Origin of the sequence: Murimonas intestini (assembly GCF_024622195.1) — a bacterium.
Taxonomy (GTDB): domain Bacteria; phylum Bacillota; class Clostridia; order Lachnospirales; family Lachnospiraceae; genus Murimonas; species Murimonas intestini.
In genome coordinates this window covers 361,852-380,911 of the sequence record NZ_JANKBI010000002.1, presented here as the reverse complement: position 1 = coordinate 380,911, position 19,060 = coordinate 361,852, and the positions used below count along the sequence as shown (strand labels likewise).

Genomic DNA, 19,060 nt, shown 5'->3' with positions numbered 1-19,060 from the left:
TCAATTATTTATAATTTACGATCTTTCCGAAATCTGGTTTCAGAGAAGCTCCGCCTACAAGGCCGCCGTCGATATCAGGCTGTGCAAACAGTTCCGGAGCTGTAGCAGCATTTACAGATCCGCCATACTGGATACGGATAGCTTCTGCTGTAGCCTCATCATATACTTCAGCGATACACTCGCGGATACCCTTACATACTTCCTGAGCCTGCTCTGTTGTAGCTGTCTTTCCTGTTCCGATAGCCCAGATCGGCTCATAAGCGATAACTGCCGTCTTAGCCTGGTCAGCTGTAACTCCCATGAATCCTACCTTAACCTGCTGGCGGATGAAGTCCATTGTCACGCCCTGCTCTCTCTGCTCCAGAGTTTCGCCGCAGCACATGATCGGTGTGATACCATGCTCAAAAGCTTTCAGCATTTTCTTATTTACAGTCTCGTTTGTCTCTGCAAAATATTCTCTTCTCTCAGAATGTCCAAGAACTACATACTTTACGCCTGCATCTGTGAGCATTGCCGGAGAGATTTCTCCTGTATAAGCGCCTTTTTCTTCGTAGTACATATTTTCAGCGCCAACCTGGATGTTAGAGCCTTTTGCAGCCTCCACAACAGGAATGATGTCAATAGCAGGGACACAGAACACTACATCCACTTCTTCATTTGCTACTAACGGCTTTAATTCATTTACTAATGCAACTGACTCAGACGGAGTCATGTTCATCTTCCAGTTTCCAGCTATAATTTTTTTTCTCATGATACTATTCTCCTAATATTTTATTTTTCGGCTTGCCAATGGCTAAGTGCTCCAGGTTTACTTATCGTTTGCTGCTGCCACGCCCGGAAGCTCTTTTCCTTCAAGGAATTCCAGTGAAGCGCCGCCGCCTGTTGAGATATGTGTCATCTTGTCGCCAAAACCTAACTGGTTAACAGCTGCTGCGGAATCTCCTCCGCCGATGATGGTTGTAGCATCGATTTCAGCCAAAGCCTTTGCTACTGCAACTGTGCCGCCTGCGAAATTGGACATCTCGAAGCAGCCCATAGGTCCGTTCCATACTACAGTCTTTGCATCTTTTACAGCATCTGCGAACATAGCAGCTGATTTCGGTCCGATATCCAGTCCCATCTCATCTGCCTCCAGGCTGCCTTCTACTGCGCGGAACGGTGCATCATTTGAGAACTCTTTTGCTGCCAGATAATCTACAGGCAGTAAAAGCTTAACTCCTTTTTCCTTTGCCTTCTCAACCATCTCTTTAGAGTACTCCAGATATTCATCCTCACATAAGGATTTACCGATTTCCATGCCTGCTGCCTTGGCAAAGGTAAAGCACATTCCTCCGCCGATGATCAGAGTGTCTACTTTGTCAAGCAGGTTATTGATCACGGAGATCTTGGAAGAAACCTTAGATCCTCCCAGGATAGCCACAAATGGTCTCTCAGGATTATTTACGGCATTTCCAAGGAAATCGATTTCTTTCTGCATCAGGTATCCGACTACTGCTGTGTCCACATACTGTGTAACGCCTACATTGGAGCAATGTGCCCTGTGGGCTGTTCCAAATGCGTCATTGACAAATACATCGCAGAGAGAAGCCAGCTCTTTGCTGAACGCTTCGCCGTTCTTAGTCTCTTCTGCTCTGTAACGTGTATTTTCAAGAAGAATAACTTCTCCGTCCTTCATAGCCTCTACAGCTGCTTTTGCATTAGGTCCTACTACTTCCGGATCAGCTGCAAACTTAACTTCCTGTCCCAGCAGTTCGCTTAAGCGTGCTGCAACAGGCGCCAGTGAAAGCTCTGGCTTTGGCTCTCCCTTCGGCTTTCCAAGATGAGAGCAGAGGATAACTCTTCCGCCGTCAGCGAGCAATTTCTTGATTGTAGGAAGAGCTGCCACGAGACGGTTCTCATCTGTAATCTTGCCTTCCTGCAGCGGTACATTAAAATCACATCTTACTAAAACACGTTTTCCTTTTACATTGATATCATCAACTGATTTTTTATTAAGCATCTTATATATCTCCTCAAATTTAAATAGTTGCAAATCTACTGATACCGCTCCGGCCAGCTTGTGCATCCTGCCCGGAACGCCCTTTTAATAAAGCAGCGCTTCATTAAAAGGGCCCGGCCCAACGCGACCGGACCCTTTTGGATCTTGCTAAACTCTATGTTCGTTCGAAATTTAAATTATGCTAATTCAGAGAAGTATTTGATTGTACGAACCATCTGGCTTGTATAGGAATTTTCATTGTCATACCAGGAAATTACCTGTACTTCTGTTGTTCCGTTGTCCAGAGGCAGAACCATTGTCTGTGTAGCATCGAACAGAGAACCGAATCTCATACCAACGATATCGCTGGATACGATTTCATCTGTGTTGTATCCGAAGGATTCATTAGCTGCTGCTTTCATAGCTGCGTTGATCTGGTCAACTGTTACGCTTCCTTCTACAACTGCTGTTAAGATTGTTGTTGATCCTGTCGGGGTCGGTACACGCTGAGCAGAACCGATCAGTTTTCCGTTTAATTCCGGAATAACAAGGCCGATAGCTTTAGCTGCGCCTGTGCTGTTAGGAACGATATTAACAGCTGCTGCACGTGATCTTCTTAAATCACCTTTTCTCTGAGGTCCGTCCAGAGTCATCTGATCGCCTGTGTAAGCATGGATTGTGCACATGATACCGCTCTTGATAGGAGCTAAATCGTTTAATGCTTTTGCCATAGGAGCTAAGCAGTTTGTTGTACAGGAAGCTGCAGAGATGATTGTGTCTTCTGCTTTTAATACTTCATGGTTAACATTGTAAACGATTGTAGGAAGATCATTTCCAGCCGGAGCAGAAATAACAACTTTACGAGCGCCTGCATTGATATGAGCCTGAGCTTTAGCTTTGGATGTGTAGAATCCTGAGCACTCCAGAACTACGTCTACACCAAGCTCACCCCATGGGCAATTGTTAGCGTCTGGTTCAGCGTAGATCTTGATTGTCTGTCCATCAACAGTGATAGAATCTTCACCAGCTTCAACTTTATCAGCAAGTGCATATTTTCCCTGAGATGAATCATATTTTAATAAGTGTGCTAACATTTTCGGAGATGTTAAGTCGTTGATTGCAACAACTTCATATCCTTCTGCGCCAAACATCTGTCTGAATGCAAGACGTCCAATACGTCCAAAACCATTGATTGCTACTTTTACTGCCATGATTTTAATTCCTCCTAGAAATAAAATATTTTAACCTGGTGACTGGCATCAGGCTATTATTGAGTTGCACAAGATTGTTAAAGAATAATCAATCCATAGTTACACGCAGATGACTGCCTGTCACTCTACGTCATATTCTACCTAATTTACCATGAAAATTCAAGTAAAATTTCAAATTTTATTCTTCTTTTACATATTTATAACTATTGTACCTTTTAAACGCTGAAAATCAGCACTAATTACTCTAAAATCTCACCTGCACCGGCACTCTGCCCCGGAATTGTGTGTAATACCCGAATCCGCAGGCCCGAAGCACCTCCCCGGCCCTTTCAAACTCATAAGCCAGATACTGCGGTTCATGGGCATCAGACCCCACCGTGATAAGGCTTCCTCCCAACTCTCTGTAGCGCTTTATCACTTCCGCTGCAGGATTTGGTTCACCTAATCCATATTTATATCCGCCGGTATTCACTTCCAATGCTATCTTTTTATCAATCAGGGCTGTCAGGATACTGTCTATTTCGCTGCGGTATTTCTCATATGTATAATTTTTATTCTTCTCAGGGCCGTACCTGACCACATAATCAATATGGCCGTATGTATCAATACCTGAAAAAGCCTCCAGGTTTTCCCTGACTGATTCAAAATACCGCCTGTACCCCTCATCCTCTCCGTCTTTATAAAACTCCGGATAATATGGGTCCTCCCCATGCACAAGGTGGGACGAACCTATCACAAAATCAAAGGGCCAGGACTCTGTATACTCTCTCTGCCACTGGGCCAGGTCAGGAGAAAGCCCCAGCTCAATGCCAAAGAGCAGCTCGATCCTGTCCGCATACTTTGCCCGGCATTCCAGAAATCTTTCCCTGTAGGCCTTAGTGTCTACTTCAAAGTAACCGGCTCCCCCGCCAGGATAATCCTTGTCCATATGTTCCGTAAAACACATGACAGTCAGTCCTGCACGGATCCCCTGCTCGATCATCTCTTCCATCGGGGCTGTGGAATCCTCCGAGAGTGAGGTGTGGATATGGTAATCAGCTGTTATCACAGGATCGTCCCTCCTCCCAGCACGTAATCTCCATCATAGAAGACAACAGCCTGTCCGGGAGTAATAGCCCTGACTGGTTCCGGGAACGTACACTTCACTTCATCTTCCCCTGTCCTTGTGATTACACATGGGGAGCCTTTGTGGTTATAACGGATCTTTGCCACGACCTCTTTCTCGCCATCCAAGTCCTCCACAGCCATAAAATTCAGATGGCCTGCATAAAGCACATTTCCAAAAACGTCTTCATTTTCTCCGATCACAACTTCATTTGTATCAGGGCGTATCTCTGTTACAAATACAGGATGTCCCATAGCCAGATTAAGTCCTTTTCTCTGGCCTATAGTATAGTGTGTGATTCCTTTATGGCGGCCAATAACCTCACCGCCTGTTGTCACAAAATTTCCCTCAGGACATTTCAGTCCATAATTCTCATCAATAAACCTGGCATAATCTTTGTCAGGAACAAAGCAGATCTCCTGGCTGTCGGGCTTATGTGCCACATTCAGGCCCAGCCTGTCAGCTATGGAGCGTATCTCATCCTTTGTATACTCACCCACAGGCATAAGTGTATGGGATAGCTGGTACTGCGTCAGATTATACAGGGCATATGTCTGGTCCTTGGAAGCTGTCGCAGACTTCTCCAGGGCATATCTGCCGTTTTCCAGCCTTGCGATCCTGGCGTAATGTCCTGTAGCTATATAATCCGCGCCTATGTCCATGCTGCGCTTTAAAAGTGATTCCCATTTCACATAGCGGTTGCATGCGATACAGGGATTCGGCGTCCTTCCTCTGGCATATTCTGCTGCAAAGTAGTCCATGACATTTTTTTTAAATTCTGCTTTAAAATTCATCACATAATAAGGAATGTCAAGCTGACCCGCCACTCTCCTGGCATCCTCCACAGCACTCAGGCCGCAGCATCCGCCGTTCTCTTCCACTGCTTCACGGTCTTCGTCCTGCCATATCTGCATCGTGACTCCAATGACATCATATCCCTGTTCTTTCAAAAGCCAGGCAGCCACGGAGGAATCCACTCCTCCTGACATGCCTACCACTACTTTCTTTTTTTCCATTTTAACCTCTGTCAATATGCTGCTGTTCACTCTGAAACAGTAACATTAATATTCTTCAGCTTCGTCCTCTTCTCCCTCATGGATGTCAGACTTTGGTTTTTCCAGGCCCTCGATCTTGATGCCGTTCTTCTCGGCATAGTCCCAGAGAGCTGCATGGATAGCCTCCTCAGCCAGAAGTGAACAGTGGACCTTTACAGGCGGAAGCCCGTCCAGCGCCTCCATAACTGCCTTATTTGTGATCTGCATCGCTTCCTGGATATTCTTTCCCTTTACAAGCTCTGTAGCCATACTGCTTGTGGCAACTGCCGCCCCGCAGCCGAAGGTCTTAAATTTCACGTCCCTGATGATCTGGTTTTCATCGATATCCAGATATATCCTCATGATATCTCCGCACTTGGCGTTGCCTACTGTTCCTACGCCGCTGGCGTCCTCTATCTCACCTACGTTTCTTGGATGCTGAAAATGTTCCATTACTTTTTCACTGTACATATATAATTTCCTCCGTATTTTTATATTAGATATATTTTTGCAGTCCTGATCACCTTGCAGATTTTTTAATAAAATCCTCATAGAGCGGTGACATGCTGCGCAGCCTTTCCACTATTTTCTTGATCGCCTCTACTGTATAGTCAATATCCTCCATGGTTGTCTCATCGCTGAGAGTAAGCCTCAGTGACCCGTGGGCGATCTCATGGGGCAGCCCTATGGCCAAAAGCACATGTGACGGGTCAAGAGAACCTGATGTGCACGCGGAGCCGCTGGAACCGCAGATACCTTCCATATCCAGCATGATCAGAAGGGATTCACCTTCTATGAACTGGAAGCTGAAATTTGTATTATTGGGTAGTCTCTTAGTCCTGTGCCCGTTCAGCCTTACATACGGCACTTCTTTTAACACCCTGTCTATCAGATGGTCACGCAGCTCTTGTTCTTTCCGTGTACGCTCCTCCATTGTCTCCATGGCACGTTTCACAGCCGCTCCGAAGCCCACGATCCCGGGCACATTCTCTGTTCCCGCCCGGCGTTTTCTCTCCTGTGCTCCCCCGTGTACAAAGGAACGTATTTTTACACCCTTGCGGATATATAAAAATCCGATGCCCTTTGGCCCATTCAGCTTATGGGCGCTGGAGCTGAGCATGTCAATGTGATATTCATCCACATTGATGGGCAGCTGTCCGAAGGCCTGTACGGCATCAGTATGGAAAAGGATCCCCTTCTCCTTTGCTATCTCACCGATCTCTTTAACCGGCTGGACAGTACCTATCTCATTATTTGCAAACATTACTGAAATGAGGATCGTATCCGGCCTGACAGCCTTCTTTAACTGATCCATCTTCACGATACCTGTCTCATCCACATCCAGATATGTCACTTCATAGCCCTGCTTCTCCAGATATTCACATGTATGCAGGATCGCATGATGCTCTATCTTCGTTGTAATGATGTGGCGTCCTTTGCTCTTATATGCTTCAGCTGCCGCTTTTAAAGCCCAGTTGTCCGCCTCACTGCCGCCGGCTGTAAAATAAATCTCAGACTGGTCAGCCCCCAGAGCGCCTGCTATGATCTCACGGCTCTCTGTCACTGCCTTTTTACTGATTCCGGCAAACTCATAAACACTTGAAGGATTTCCGTAATTCTCTGTAAAGTAAGGCAGCATGGCCTCCACTACCTCCGGCGCCGTTTTCGTCGTTGCCGCATTATCAAGATATATTAATTTTTTTGACATTTTTTACCCTCCTAGTTCTCACAGCCTGCATGGTTAGGCTGGCCTTTCTTATTTGCTTTCTTGCTTTCTTCTACAAGCTGCTGCAGTTTTATGTCATCTACTGCTTCTGTAATGCTCTCATTGATCCGCTGCCAGACATATTTAGTCACACACACGTCAGCTCCCTGGCATCCATTCTCAGCCTTCAGACCCGGGCATTCTACAGCATCCAGATTGCCCTCCAGGGCACGCAGAATATCTCCCACAGAGATCTCAGAAGCATCCCTGGCCAGCTTATATCCGCCCTGGGCGCCCCTGATGCTGACTACCAGCCCGGCCTTGCGCAGCTTAGCCACCAGCTGTTCCAGATAGCTCTCAGATATATTCTGCCTGGATGAGATACTGCTTATGGAAACAGCCTCCTCTTCACTGCAGACAGCAAGGTCTATCATAGCGCGGAGTCCATATCTTCCCTTCGTAGACAGCTTCATCCAATCACCTGCTCTTTCTATATTTATCAGGACATTTTAATTTCCAACTGCAAATCCGAGTGTTTTACTGGGATTTCTGTTTTGAATATATCACCGGTATGAAGTTCTGTCAAGCACTTCCATTGAATATATTAAAAAAAAGATTGTTTTAAGGTGCACAATGGGTCAAAAACACGTAATTATACGGGGAGCCTTTATTTTGACTCTGGCAGGTCTGCTCACCCGTTTCATAGGTTTCTTTTATAGAGTATTCTTATCCCACACGATAGGTGCAGAGGGCATGGGCATCTACCAGCTGGTGGTGCCTGTATACTCTATGGCCTTTTCCCTGACCGCCGCCGGTATCCAGACCGCCCTCTCACGTTTTGTGGCAGGCAAAGTTGCCGTGGGTGACAAAAAGGGAGCAAAGAGCATCTTCCTCTCAGGCCTCATCTTCGCCCTTGGCCTGTCCCTCATCATATGCCAGGTCATGTATCACAATGCAGGCTTCATAGCCGCATCCCTCCTCAAAGAAGAGCGCTGCATCCCTCTTATCCAGCTGCTCTCCTTCGCCCTTCCGTTTGGCAGCGTTCACGCCTGCATCAACGGTTACTATTACGGCATAAGAAGGACAGAGATCCCTGCCGTCTCACAGCTGGTGGAGCAGCTGGTCCGTGTGGGTTCTGCCTATCTGCTGTATCTGATCCTGCTGGAAAAAGGAATGGCCGTGACTCCCATTATTGCGATCATCGGCATGGTCATGGAGGAGATCACCTCCTTCCTCTTTGCCGGAACAGCTATCCTGATACACTTCGGCAAGGAAAAGCTGTCCTCCCTGGGCAGAGTATCCTGGATAAAAAATATCAAAAGCATACTGGCTCTGTCTGCTCCTCTTACAGCAAACCGTGTGCTCATCAATGTGCTCCAGAGTATAGAAGCCATCTGTATCCCCCTCAGGCTCAGGCTGTTTGGCCTGGATACTTCTTCCTCCCTGAGTGTGTACGGCGTCCTGACCGGAATGGCAATGCCACTGATCCTCTTCCCGTCAGCCATCACCAGCTCCGTGTCCATCGTCCTTCTTCCCACAGTGAGCGAGGCACAGGCCACGGGAAACAGATCCAGGATCGCCCAGACAATACAGGCCACCATAAAATACAGCCTTATACTTGGTATCCTGTTTACCGGTATATTTGTCACCTTCGGGAGTGACATCGGCATGGTGCTTTATAACAATGAGATGTCCTGCAGTTTTATACGTATACTGGGGTGGATCTGTCCTTTTATGTATTTAAACGCTACATTGACCAGCATACTCAATGGCCTTGGAAAGACATCCACCACTTTCTTTCAGAGCATGGCCGGGCTGGGGATCCGGATCATATTCGTATGGTTTGTCATCCCGGCTGCCGGTATCACAGGATACTTGTGGGGTGTTCTCGCAAGCCAGCTGTTTACAGCGTTTTTATCAGCGCACTCACTGTTTAAGGAGATTCCCTTCACCTTTAATGCAGCTGAATGGCTCCTGAAACCCTCCCTGATACTCTTAACAGGAATCGGGATCTCATTTTTTACAAGCTTTGTCCTTGAAAAATCCGGCATTGTCCTTCCTTCTCTTCTCAGCCTCATCCTTCTTGTTTTAGTAATGAGCTCTGCATACATAGCTCTGCTCTGGCTTACCAGGAAAAAGGCTGCTGCCGGTTAAACTACTTTATATAAAATAAATACCGCCGCTGAATGCATTCCTGCTGTTCTGCGGCGGCATATTTTTCATTTTCTCAAAAATGCTTCTCTGTATCTTCTATCAGCCCTGAGTCAGAATTGAACGCACGTGTGCCACTTCTTCTGCTGTAGCCTTTGCTGCCGGTACATAGTACTGTTTGCTTCTGGCGATCTGGTATACCTCTTCCTGAGACATCTCACACTGGTTACGGATCTGTTTGAGTGTCTGCTTCAGCTGTGGGTTCTCAGTCTGAGTGATCATCTCTGCATAACGTCCAAGTTCACTGTTAATGCTTGCAAGTGTGTCTGAAACCATTGTTTTTTCGTCCATTTTCATATCCCTCCTATTGTAAGAACTGCATCAGCTGCTGCTTTGTTTCCATTGATGACTGTGCAGACTTCTGGAAAAACTGCTTAACTGCCGGGTCTGTAGCCTGCTGTGCATATGCCTGCATTTTACAGTGAGTTGTGGAAAATCCTCCGATCAGGTGACGAAGGTTCTGTAAGTCCAGTTCTGAAATCTCTGTCATAAAAAAATCCTCCTTTTCTGGCTAAGTTTAATTTGCCAAGCTGTTAGCCAAGCAATTTACTTTCTTATTATGCCAGAAAAGGAGGATTCCTATTCTAAATTTCTATTCCCAAAAACAGTATAACTCAAAAATTTTTAATATATCTGCTGAAACAATTTTCCAGTTTTTACAGCCAGCGGTACATCTCTTCATATTTCTTTGCCGAGCTGTTCCATGAATAATCAGCGCCCATAGCTCTGTCTATTATTTTGTTCCATTCCCGCTTCCTGTTATAGTATACATCTTTTGCATATTTTACAGAATTAAACATCTCATGTGCATTATAATTTTTGAAGCTGAAGCCTGTGCCTGTACCCTCAAATTCATTATAAGGCTGTACCGTGTCTTTCAGGCCGCCTGTCTCCCTGACAATCGGCACAGTTCCATACCTGAGGCTCATCAGCTGGCTCAGGCCGCATGGCTCAAACAGTGACGGCATCAGGAATGCGTCACATGAAGCATATATCTTATGCGATAAAGCTTCTGAATAGTATATATTTGCAGATACCTTTCCGCTGTATTTCCACGCAAAATGGCGGAAAGCATTCTCGTATCTCTCTTCTCCTGTACCCAGAATTACAAACTGCACATCCTGCTGGCACATCTCGTCCATGATGTAGTTGATCAGGTCAAATCCCTTCTGGTCCGTCAGCCTGGAGACAATGCCGATCATAAATTTCTTGTCGTCTCTCTCCAGTCCCAGCTCCTCCTGCAGAGCACGTTTATTCTTTATCTTTTCTTTCCTGAAGGTTCTTGCATCGTAATTCTGTACGATATATTTATCCGTTGCCGGATTGTATTCATCATAATCGATACCATTCACAATACCGCGCAGACAATTGGCGCGCGCCCTCATCAGGCCGTCAAGCCCTTCCCCATAAAATGGCATCTTGATCTCTTCCGCGTATGTTTCACTCACCGTGGTGACTGCATCTGCATAGACGATTCCGCCTTTCAGGTAATTTGCATCACCATAGGCCTCGAGTTTATCAGGTGAGAAATAATATTTCGGCAGTCCTGTGATATCCATGACAGTCTTCACATCCCAGACTCCCTGGAATTTCAGGTTATGTATAGTAATGACAGACTTCATATCCCTGAAAAATTCCCCGTCATGGAACTTGTCTTTTAAATAGACCGGAATAAGCCCGGTCTGCCAGTCATGGCAATGGACAATGTCAGGCCTGAAATCGATCAAAGGCAATGCCGAAAGAGCTGCTTTTGAGAAAAACGCAAATTTCTCTATATCCTGAAAAATGTTGCCATACGGCTTTGGTCCTGAAAAATAAAACTCATTATCAATAAAATAGTACTTTATTCCGTTGTATTCCATTTCAAGCACACCTACATACTGGCTTCTCCAGTTCATGTCCATATAGAAATGTGTGCGGTACTGCATCATGTCTTTCCATTTCTGGTCCATACATAAGTATTTAGGTATAATGACACGGACATCAAATTCTTCTTTGTTGAAGTATCTTGGCAAAGATCCCACAACATCTGCCAATCCTCCCGTCTTAATAAACGGTACACATTCGGAAGCTACAAATAACACTTTCTTCATACAATAATCCTCCTGTATTCTAGCCACGCTTTTTATAAATTATAACGCATTTTCCGGCCGATGAAAAGTATTATCTGAATTATTTAAGTTTTTCATTTCTGCTTCCTACCTGTTCTTGTATTCCAAACGTATTTTATCAGCAATAAGTGCAATAAACTCCGAGTTCGTAGGCTTTCCTTTCCCATTGCTGACTGTATATCCAAAGAGATCATCAATTGTATCCATTTTGCCTCTGCTCCAGGCTACTTCAATAGCATGCCTGATCGCCCTCTCCACTCTGCTTGGCGTAGTCTGATGCTTCTTTGCTATAGTAGGATATAATATTTTTGTGATAGAATTGAGCATTTCCATATCGCCCACTGACATGATGATAGCATCCCTCAGGTACTGGTATCCCTTGATATGCGCCGGAACTCCTATCTCGTGAATGATATTAGTCACATCTGTCTCCAGATTTCTCTCCATATATTCATTCTTGCTCTCATATGCATTGACCTTGCGGACTTCGGCAAAATTCCGCTCTCTGCTGCTTCTCGTATGTTTAATACGGCTGATCACCATATCATTGTCGAAAGGCTTCAGTATATAGTAGTCAGCCCCCAGATTAAAAGCATCTTCTGTTATTTTTTCCTGTCCTACGGCTGAGATCACGATGAAGGCCGGATGCTTTTTCATACTTTTATCTTTATTGACCCTGTCCATCACTGTCAGTCCGTCAACCTTCGGCATGATAATATCCATCAATACAACATCCGGCTCTTTCTCCCTGATTATCTCATAAAGCTCTTCTCCGTTTCCGGCCTTTCCCACAACCTGCAGCTCCTCATCGCTGCTAACGATGCTGTCAAGAAGCTGCACAACACGTTCATTATCGTCAGCAATCGCTATATTTAATTTTTCCATGAAACAGTCCTCCGTTTTATATAAAAAATTGTCATTGCCGTTAAATCCTGGGGGCCCTTAAGCTGACGGCCACATATAAACCGCACGGCTTACCAAAAATTGTAACACACAAAAACTACTTGTATTATATAAACATCTACTGACATTAGCAAGAAAAACTTATCTCCATTAATCGACAGAAATCATGCTTTTGGTATAAATCTCTTATTCATCTGCGGCCTCCAGCCAGCCGGGAAGCTCTGCTAAATTGTAAAGCACGCCATCTGCCCCCGCTGCAAGATACATCTTCCGGACTTTGTCAGTCAAAGTACTCTTCTCTTCTGCCGGAAGCGCCTCAAACTCTGCCTGGCAAAGGCCAAGGGCACTGCTGCCCTCAATCACGCCCAGGGTCTTTACACCTGCATTTTTCCCTTCTTTTATATCAGCTAAAGTGTCCCCGACTTTTACTACGCTGTATACGGAATCAATCCGCATTTTCTGCATATTGGCATAGATCATATATGGGTATGGGCGCCCAAGCCCGCCAACTGAATCAGGAGTAAAGCAAGCGTCCGGTGCATATCCCTGCTCTGCCGCTTTTTGTGCCACCACCTTCATCATCTTATCTGTATAGCCCGTGGTAGAACCGATCGCCAGCCCCATTTTTCTCAGACGTGCGGCAGTTTCTACGGTGCCGCTTTTGGGCGCTGCATAATTTGCCAGGCTCTCCATAAGAGATTCCTCAAAGACACCATAGATGCGATCTACATCATCTTCATCCGGTTCCGTGCCATATAGTCCGGCCCACAAATCATGAATACGTTTCATTTCAAGCATTGTACGTATATGGTCACGTTTAAGCATGCCCATGGGAGCGCGTATCTCATCCACCGAGGCATCGATCCCGCATGTTTTAAAAGCAAGGGCAAAGGCGTTTACCGGCGCAAAACATCCATAGTCCACCGTAGTGCCGGCCCAGTCAAGGATTATAAGTTTTGTCTTCATTTTTCTTTCTCCTCTAAAAAGTCTGCCATGATCGAGCTGAGTGTTTCTATATCCTCCGGGTATATTTCCCCGATGTTTCCTACTCTGAAGGTATCAGCCTCCATGACCTTGCCGGGATAAAGCACATAACCGCGTTCCTTTATGTATTCATACATTTCAGGAAATGAAAACCCGGCGCCTTCAGGATAATAAAAGGTAGTGATGACAGGACCCTGAACTTCAGGCGCAAGATAAGGCTTAAATCCAAGACTGCCAAGACGCTCTGTCAGCAAACGCTGATTTTGGTCATAGCGTGCATTTCGTGCCTCTATGCCGCCTTCCTCCTTTAATTCCTCCAGTGCCTTTGCAAACGCCAGCACTACATGGGTCGGTGAAGTAAAACGCCATTTGCCGTCTTCGTCCATCCCCTTCCACTGATCATACAGATCGAGTGAAAGCGAACGCGCTCTTCCCCTGCTCTGTTCAATCTTCTCTCTATTGGCAATGATAAAAGAAAAACCCGGAACGCCCTGAATGCACTTATTGGCGCTGGATACAAGGAAATCTATTCCCCAGTCCGCGACCGGTATATCCATGCCTCCAAATGATGACATGGCATCTACAATAAATGTTTTGCCGGCATCCTTAACCACCCTGCCTGCTGCTGCGATGTCATTAAGGATCCCGCTGGTTGTTTCGCTGTGCACCATCGCGACGTGAGTAATCGATTTATCCTCTGCCAGTATTTCCGCTATTTTCTGCGGTTCCGGCCGGCAATCGTTATTTTCTTTATAGACAGTACAGGCAATGCCTGCATGCCTGCAAATATCTTCCATTCTCATCCCATAGGAACCATTTGCACAGATAAGCAGCTTGTCATGGCCGCCAATGACGCTTGTCAGCACTGATTCTACCCCAAATGTGCCGCTGCCCTGCATAAGCACCGCCGTATACTCCGGCTGTGAAACATGTGCAAGCTCAAGCAGTGATGCACGTATGCTTTGTGTGATCTGTTTATAGTCATTATCCCAGGTGCAGTGGTCAAAAAGCATTTCTGCCTTAACTGTATTTGTTGTAGTCAGAGGTCCTGGTGTCAGTAATTTATAGTCTTTCATCTTTAAAATCCTCTCATTTATATTTTTTTACATCATGCTGCATTATGGTTTTGCATTCTCTGAAATTTCCTGATGGCGTGAATAAAGTTCAAATGTCAACGGTTCACTGAAGGTTTTTGGATATGCAGATTTATTCTGGCTGTCAGATTTTTCTCCTTCATAAAGTGCATTTGGATAATACTCCTGCAGCTCTGTGCGGCTGTTCTCAATTATGCACCTGGCCATTTCCATTGAAGCCGGATTTGTCTTACTGCCTTTATCTATGACACAAACCGACTCAGTCAGTGAAAAGTTGCCTTCCGCCGGGTCAACAAAATCGATAGGAAGTCCTTCTGCTTTTGCTGCTACCGCCTGATGGCGGAGGCCAAACCCAACCGCCACTTCTCCTGCCTCACACAGCTTAAGCGGTGAGGAGCCTGAGGATTCAATATGGTCGCCGGCATTTACATAAATATCATGAAGTATCTGCTGTGCACCCTCCTCACCATATTCTGACACAAGCGCCTGCATAAGCAGCCACGCAGTAGAAGAGGCCTGTACATCCGTGACTGCCAGAAAACCTGAATATACAGGGTCTGCCAGATCTTTAAGACTGACCGGCACAGGCAGCCCATGTTCTTTTAGCATAGCTGTATTCACAATGATGGCTCCCTCCTGTGAAGTTATGGGTGCAGTAAAGTCCGGTACAGTTTCCAGCGTATTTACATCAAAAGCCAGCGGAAGAAACATATTATTTTGTTCCTGGGCACTTTGGACATAGAATGTACTCATTGTTATAAGGTCCGCCTCCAGCGATGTCCCTTCCGCCAGGAGCTTTCCGCCAAGTTCAGACGTACCGAAGGTTTCAAAAATATATTTTCCTTCAAATCCGTTATTGTTTAATGCATTAGTCATAGCTGTGACCGCCTCGTCATCTGCATTAGAATAGATAACAACCTGGTCCTGTCCGGCCTTTACTTCGTCTGCAGAAGCCCCGCAGCCCGCAAACGCCGCGCATGTGATACTAAATATAATACCTGTTGCCAATATTTTTTTCGAATTCATTTTCTTTTCCTTTCATAAGCATATTTTTTTGAAGTATATTCTGCAAGTCTTGAAAACAAGAACTTAGCAACTAAATTTGTAAATAATATCAGCAGTGACAGTACAAAGACCTCATTGTATTTATTGATATACTGCAGCTGCTTGATTTCGGTAGTCAGCACCATTGTGCGGGCTCCGGCCAGAAATACCAGTGCACTCACAGTGACCATTGAATTTATGAAATAATAGCTGAAGGTTTCAAGCAGGCTCCCTATTGCATTTGGCGTTATAATCCTGATGATTGTTTTTATCCAACTGTCACCCATAAGCATGGCTGTAGTTTCCCAGCCCGAATTCATTTTTGAAAGTGAATTTTTCATCATTAAATATGGAGTTGAGAAATAATGTACGATATTACATAAAATCATTAGCAAAAAGGTATTCTGCAGGGATGTCCCTGTAAACGAAAATAAAAACGCCAGTCCAAGCACCATGCCCGGGATTGTATTTGTTATAAGCGCGATAGAGTCTATAATCTGTTTGCATCTCCTATGCAGACTGCTGCGGGCTGTAATAAGCGCCGCGCCGTAAGAGATCATTGTCCCAAAAAACGCTGTAAGCAGCGCCATTGACAGCGAGTGGAGATATATTGTGCGCAGCTCACTGTCACTAAAAACATCTTTGAAATGCTGCAGTGTAAAAGACGCCTGGTAGGGCCAGTTCTGTACCATGGGAATGATAAATATCACCGCAAATATTGATAACATCAATAATGACAGTGCTGTACCAGAGAGCCCCCATGCGGTGTCGCGTAATCTGCCGGGACGGAGCTGGGCCTGGCTTATGCGGTCATACCTGATATTATACCGTTCCAGATAGCGCAGAAGCATGATACTGGCCACAGACGGAAGAAGCATTATCATGGCAACAACCGCGCCCCTGTTAAAATCAGGAATACCGCCCAGCATCTGGTTGTAGAGTGTGACAGCGATCACATCATACTTTCCTCCTACTGAAGCCGGAATGCCAAAATCAGTAAAGCACAGGAAAAATGCCTGAATAAAAGCGCCTGCCAGTGTTCCAAGCAGCGGACGCAGAACCGCTATCCAGAAAGTCCTCAAATTATTGTCGCCCATGACCTTAGAAACTGTAATAGTTTTTTTGTCTACATAGCCCATTGTGTTATGTATAAGCAAAAATGCCACCGGTATTGTATAGATCACATAACCTGTCAGAAGTCCCCCAAAGCCATATATATTAAACGGCTGCTTTCCTAAAAGTCTTGTGATGACTCCCTGCCTGCCAAAAGAATATATGATTGCAAATCCGTAAGTAATAGTTGGCAAAAACATAGGCAGTACGGCCGCTGACTGCAGAAAACTTTTAAGGAAGCCCGGCAGATGTGTATAATGTACCGCGTATGCAATCACAAACGCAATGCATACCGCGATCACCGCTGCCGCTGCCGAAACTGTAAAGCTGTTTGCAAGCGCTGATTTAAAATTTTTGCCGGCAAAAACCGCAGTGTAAAATTCACCTGTAAATCCATTGTCTCCCCAGAAGGATTTAACAAGCAGGTTCAGTGTTGGTATGACAAGAAATGAGGCAAACAGAAGCAAAATGATTACAAAAATACATTTCAGTTCTGTATTTTTATGCTTCATACTGTATACCCCATAACAGCCGGAGCAGAAAAGCCGCCAAACAGAGCATAAATATTATTTCTTTTTATCTCAAGCTGATTCAGTATGAATTTCCGGACAAAATCATTTGATGGAGTATTAATGATCTCATTTGGACGGGCATACTGGGAAATCTCACCGTTGTTGATGATCAGTACTCTGTCTGAAAGTGTAAGCGCTTCTTCAGGGTCATGAGTCACTATGATGGTCGTCAGCTTAAACTCGCGGGCAATTGTTTTAATACGGTCTTTTATAGATTCCTTTATAACACCGTCCAGCGCTGACAGCGGCTCGTCAAGTAAAAGGATATGCGGCTTCATGACCATAGTCCTTGCCAGCGCCACTCTCTGCTTCTGCCCCCCTGAAAGCTGCTCAATCCGTTTATTGAGGTGCTCCTCCAATCCAAGCAGCTTTATCAGCTCGGCTATCTCTTTTTCAGTAGATATACCGGCCCGGTTACGCAGCCCGTACAGAATATTCTGCTGTACATTTAAATTCGGGAACAGGGCATAGTCCTGAAATACAATATTAAATCCCCTTTTCTCCATAGGAGTGTCTGTAATATCATTGCCGTTATAAATGATCTGTCCTTCATCAGCATCAAGTATTCCTAATATAAGATTCAGTAACGTTGTTTTTCCGCAGCCTGACGGACCAAGTATGGAAATGATCTCTCCGTCATCAACCTGCAAAGATAGATTTTTCAGCACTTGGACGCCGTCAAATGATTTTTCAATATATTTAAGCTCCAACATAATATTATTTCCTCCTACTAATTATGATCGGCAGCCTCTTTGGCCGCTTCGACAACAAAAGATTACCATATTTTGAAAGCCCCCAGCTATCTGGCAGAAGTAAAGCTTTTATCAGTACTGTGTAAAATCAGATCAAAAAAGAGAAACAGCTTTGTAGTTTTACCTGCAAAACTGTTTCTCTTATGATCCGCCTGCTATTCAATTATATTTCAGTGTATTCCCTGTCCGCGATCACCGCTCCGCTGCGGTCCAGATTTCGAGAAAACCTCTTATAATTACTTAATATGATACCCATGTAGAGCATATCCACAACTGCCATCTCAGAGGTTTTTGAAAATATGGCATTCCCATAGATTGAGCACTCTGTACCGCCCGCGCAGAGGAAAATATCCGCATATTTTTTCATGACCGGATTCTGGCGTCCGGAGACAGCTATCGTAACTGCCCCGGACCTGTGTGCCAGTTTTAATGCCTTCACTGTGTCTGCTGAACATCCTGAGTGAGAAAATGCAACTGCCACATCTTCCTTCGTGAGATGTGCCGCCGCTATCTGCTGAAGATACGCGTCTGTGTGCATGCGGCAGTTAAGTCCCAGGTATGTGAGTTTTGTCAAAATATCAGAGGCAGGCGTACAGGAATTTTCAACACTGTAGATATCTATCATCCTTGCATTTGCTAAATATGTAACGGCCTGTTCCAGATTCTTTACCACAATCCCTTTTAACGCCTGCTCCAGCAGCATTGTTTCAATATGAACGGTTTTCAGCGGCAGATCCTCTATCTTATCCCATGAGCGGAGTGAAAACCCACTCAGAGGATCAAAAACCTGGAGTATTTCTTTTTCTTCATCTAAGAATCCATTCAATGCCCGCTTAAAAGCCCTGTAGCCGGTAAAACCCAATCCCCGCACACACCGGATCACAGTAGGTTCACTTACCTGTGCCCGGTCTGCCAAAGCTCCAATTGTCAGTTTCTTCAATTCTTCCATATGTTCAAGCATATAGTCCGCAACATGCTGCTCTGATGGACGAAGTGAAGCATATCCCCGCCTCACTCTCTCCTTCCAAAATGTTGATTCTGCCATTTTGTCTCCTTTTTTAATGCAAGATGAAAACTACAAAAATCTGGAACTGGTTTGTAGTTATACTATTAATTTAACAGCGGCCTGCTGTTAAATTAACATTCTACATTGTACAAATCCTAGTATCATCAAATTTAAGTAAAATTTTCATGTTGAATTTGTAAAGCAGTTTATAACTATTCAGCAGATCTTGCATGTACA

Annotated in this window: 19 protein-coding genes; 1 reads left to right on the top strand and 18 read right to left on the bottom strand. The window is 45.0% G+C overall.

What is annotated here, in order from left to right:
* Nucleotides 1-4: 4 nt before the first annotated feature.
* From tpiA to NSB28_RS05615, 8 genes are all read right to left on the bottom strand, one after another.
* A complete protein-coding gene (tpiA, locus tag NSB28_RS05650; protein ID WP_109625589.1) occupies nt 5-754 on the bottom strand; it encodes a triose-phosphate isomerase in 750 nt (249 codons plus the stop codon).
* A gap of 54 nt (nt 755-808) precedes the next feature.
* The gene (locus NSB28_RS05645) at nt 809-1,999 is read right to left on the bottom strand and encodes a phosphoglycerate kinase (RefSeq protein ID WP_109625588.1); all 1,191 of its coding nucleotides are present in this window, start codon (nt 1,997-1,999) and stop codon (nt 809-811) included.
* A gap of 176 nt (nt 2,000-2,175) precedes the next feature.
* A complete protein-coding gene (gap, locus tag NSB28_RS05640; protein ID WP_109625587.1) occupies nt 2,176-3,189 on the bottom strand; it encodes a type I glyceraldehyde-3-phosphate dehydrogenase in 1,014 nt (337 codons plus the stop codon).
* A gap of 244 nt (nt 3,190-3,433) precedes the next feature.
* Nucleotides 3,434-4,237 (bottom strand): histidinol-phosphatase HisJ family protein, encoded by an 804-nt coding sequence (locus tag NSB28_RS05635; RefSeq protein WP_330581469.1) that lies wholly within the window; start codon nt 4,235-4,237, stop codon nt 3,434-3,436.
* Entirely contained in the window at nt 4,234-5,310 is a 1,077-nt protein-coding gene (gene mnmA, locus NSB28_RS05630) for a tRNA 2-thiouridine(34) synthase MnmA (protein ID WP_109625586.1), read from the bottom strand. Before mnmA ends, NSB28_RS05635 begins: the two co-directional genes overlap by 4 nt.
* A 45-nt stretch (nt 5,311-5,355) precedes the next feature.
* On the bottom strand, nt 5,356-5,799 hold the full coding sequence (gene nifU, locus NSB28_RS05625) for a Fe-S cluster assembly scaffold protein NifU (protein WP_109625585.1): 444 nt from the start codon (nt 5,797-5,799) through the stop codon (nt 5,356-5,358).
* Between the two features lie 49 nt (nt 5,800-5,848).
* The gene (gene nifS / locus NSB28_RS05620; RefSeq protein ID WP_109625584.1) at nt 5,849-7,036 is read right to left on the bottom strand and encodes a cysteine desulfurase NifS; all 1,188 of its coding nucleotides are present in this window, start codon (nt 7,034-7,036) and stop codon (nt 5,849-5,851) included.
* Nucleotides 7,037-7,047: 11 nt separating this feature from the next.
* Entirely contained in the window at nt 7,048-7,506 is a 459-nt protein-coding gene (locus NSB28_RS05615) for an RrF2 family transcriptional regulator (protein WP_109625583.1), read from the bottom strand.
* A 160-nt stretch (nt 7,507-7,666) separates the two neighbouring features.
* Between NSB28_RS05615 and NSB28_RS05610 the strand changes: the two genes are divergently transcribed.
* On the top strand, nt 7,667-9,187 hold the full coding sequence (locus tag NSB28_RS05610; RefSeq protein WP_109625582.1) for a putative polysaccharide biosynthesis protein: 1,521 nt from the start codon (nt 7,667-7,669) through the stop codon (nt 9,185-9,187).
* A gap of 99 nt (nt 9,188-9,286) precedes the next feature.
* Here NSB28_RS05610 and NSB28_RS05605 read toward each other — a convergent pair whose 3' ends face one another.
* The 10 genes from NSB28_RS05605 to NSB28_RS05560 all read right to left on the bottom strand — a co-directional run bounded on the left by NSB28_RS05605 (nt 9,287) and on the right by NSB28_RS05560 (nt 18,862).
* Nucleotides 9,287-9,535 carry a spore coat protein gene (locus tag NSB28_RS05605; RefSeq protein ID WP_109625581.1) on the bottom strand — a complete coding sequence of 83 codons (249 nt, stop codon included), beginning with the start codon at nt 9,533-9,535 and terminating at the stop codon, nt 9,287-9,289.
* A 13-nt stretch (nt 9,536-9,548) separates the two neighbouring features.
* Nucleotides 9,549-9,734: a hypothetical protein gene (locus NSB28_RS05600; RefSeq protein WP_109625580.1), complete on the bottom strand. Its 186-nt coding sequence runs from the start codon at nt 9,732-9,734 to the stop codon at nt 9,549-9,551.
* A gap of 166 nt (nt 9,735-9,900) precedes the next feature.
* A complete protein-coding gene (gene glgA / locus NSB28_RS05595) occupies nt 9,901-11,337 on the bottom strand; it encodes a glycogen synthase GlgA (protein ID WP_109625579.1) in 1,437 nt (478 codons plus the stop codon).
* Nucleotides 11,338-11,442: 105 nt separating this feature from the next.
* Nucleotides 11,443-12,240 carry a sporulation transcription factor Spo0A gene (gene spo0A / locus NSB28_RS05590; protein ID WP_109625578.1) on the bottom strand — a complete coding sequence of 266 codons (798 nt, stop codon included), beginning with the start codon at nt 12,238-12,240 and terminating at the stop codon, nt 11,443-11,445.
* A gap of 204 nt (nt 12,241-12,444) precedes the next feature.
* On the bottom strand, nt 12,445-13,224 hold the full coding sequence (phnX, locus tag NSB28_RS05585) for a phosphonoacetaldehyde hydrolase (RefSeq protein ID WP_109625577.1): 780 nt from the start codon (nt 13,222-13,224) through the stop codon (nt 12,445-12,447).
* Complete coding sequence (locus NSB28_RS05580) at nt 13,221-14,318, bottom strand: 2-aminoethylphosphonate--pyruvate transaminase (RefSeq protein WP_109625576.1); 1,098 nt, start codon at nt 14,316-14,318, stop codon at nt 13,221-13,223. Before NSB28_RS05580 ends, phnX begins: the two co-directional genes overlap by 4 nt.
* A 42-nt stretch (nt 14,319-14,360) precedes the next feature.
* A complete protein-coding gene (locus NSB28_RS05575; RefSeq protein WP_109625575.1) occupies nt 14,361-15,362 on the bottom strand; it encodes an ABC transporter substrate-binding protein in 1,002 nt (333 codons plus the stop codon).
* Nucleotides 15,359-17,005 carry an ABC transporter permease subunit gene (locus tag NSB28_RS05570; protein WP_109625574.1) on the bottom strand — a complete coding sequence of 549 codons (1,647 nt, stop codon included), beginning with the start codon at nt 17,003-17,005 and terminating at the stop codon, nt 15,359-15,361. Before NSB28_RS05570 ends, NSB28_RS05575 begins: the two co-directional genes overlap by 4 nt.
* Nucleotides 17,002-17,778 (bottom strand): ABC transporter ATP-binding protein, encoded by a 777-nt coding sequence (locus NSB28_RS05565; protein WP_109625573.1) that lies wholly within the window; start codon nt 17,776-17,778, stop codon nt 17,002-17,004. The genes NSB28_RS05570 and NSB28_RS05565 overlap by 4 nt, the downstream gene beginning before the upstream one ends.
* Nucleotides 17,779-17,980: 202 nt before the next feature.
* On the bottom strand, nt 17,981-18,862 hold the full coding sequence (locus NSB28_RS05560) for a MurR/RpiR family transcriptional regulator (protein ID WP_109625572.1): 882 nt from the start codon (nt 18,860-18,862) through the stop codon (nt 17,981-17,983).
* Nucleotides 18,863-19,060: the final 198 nt, after the last annotated feature.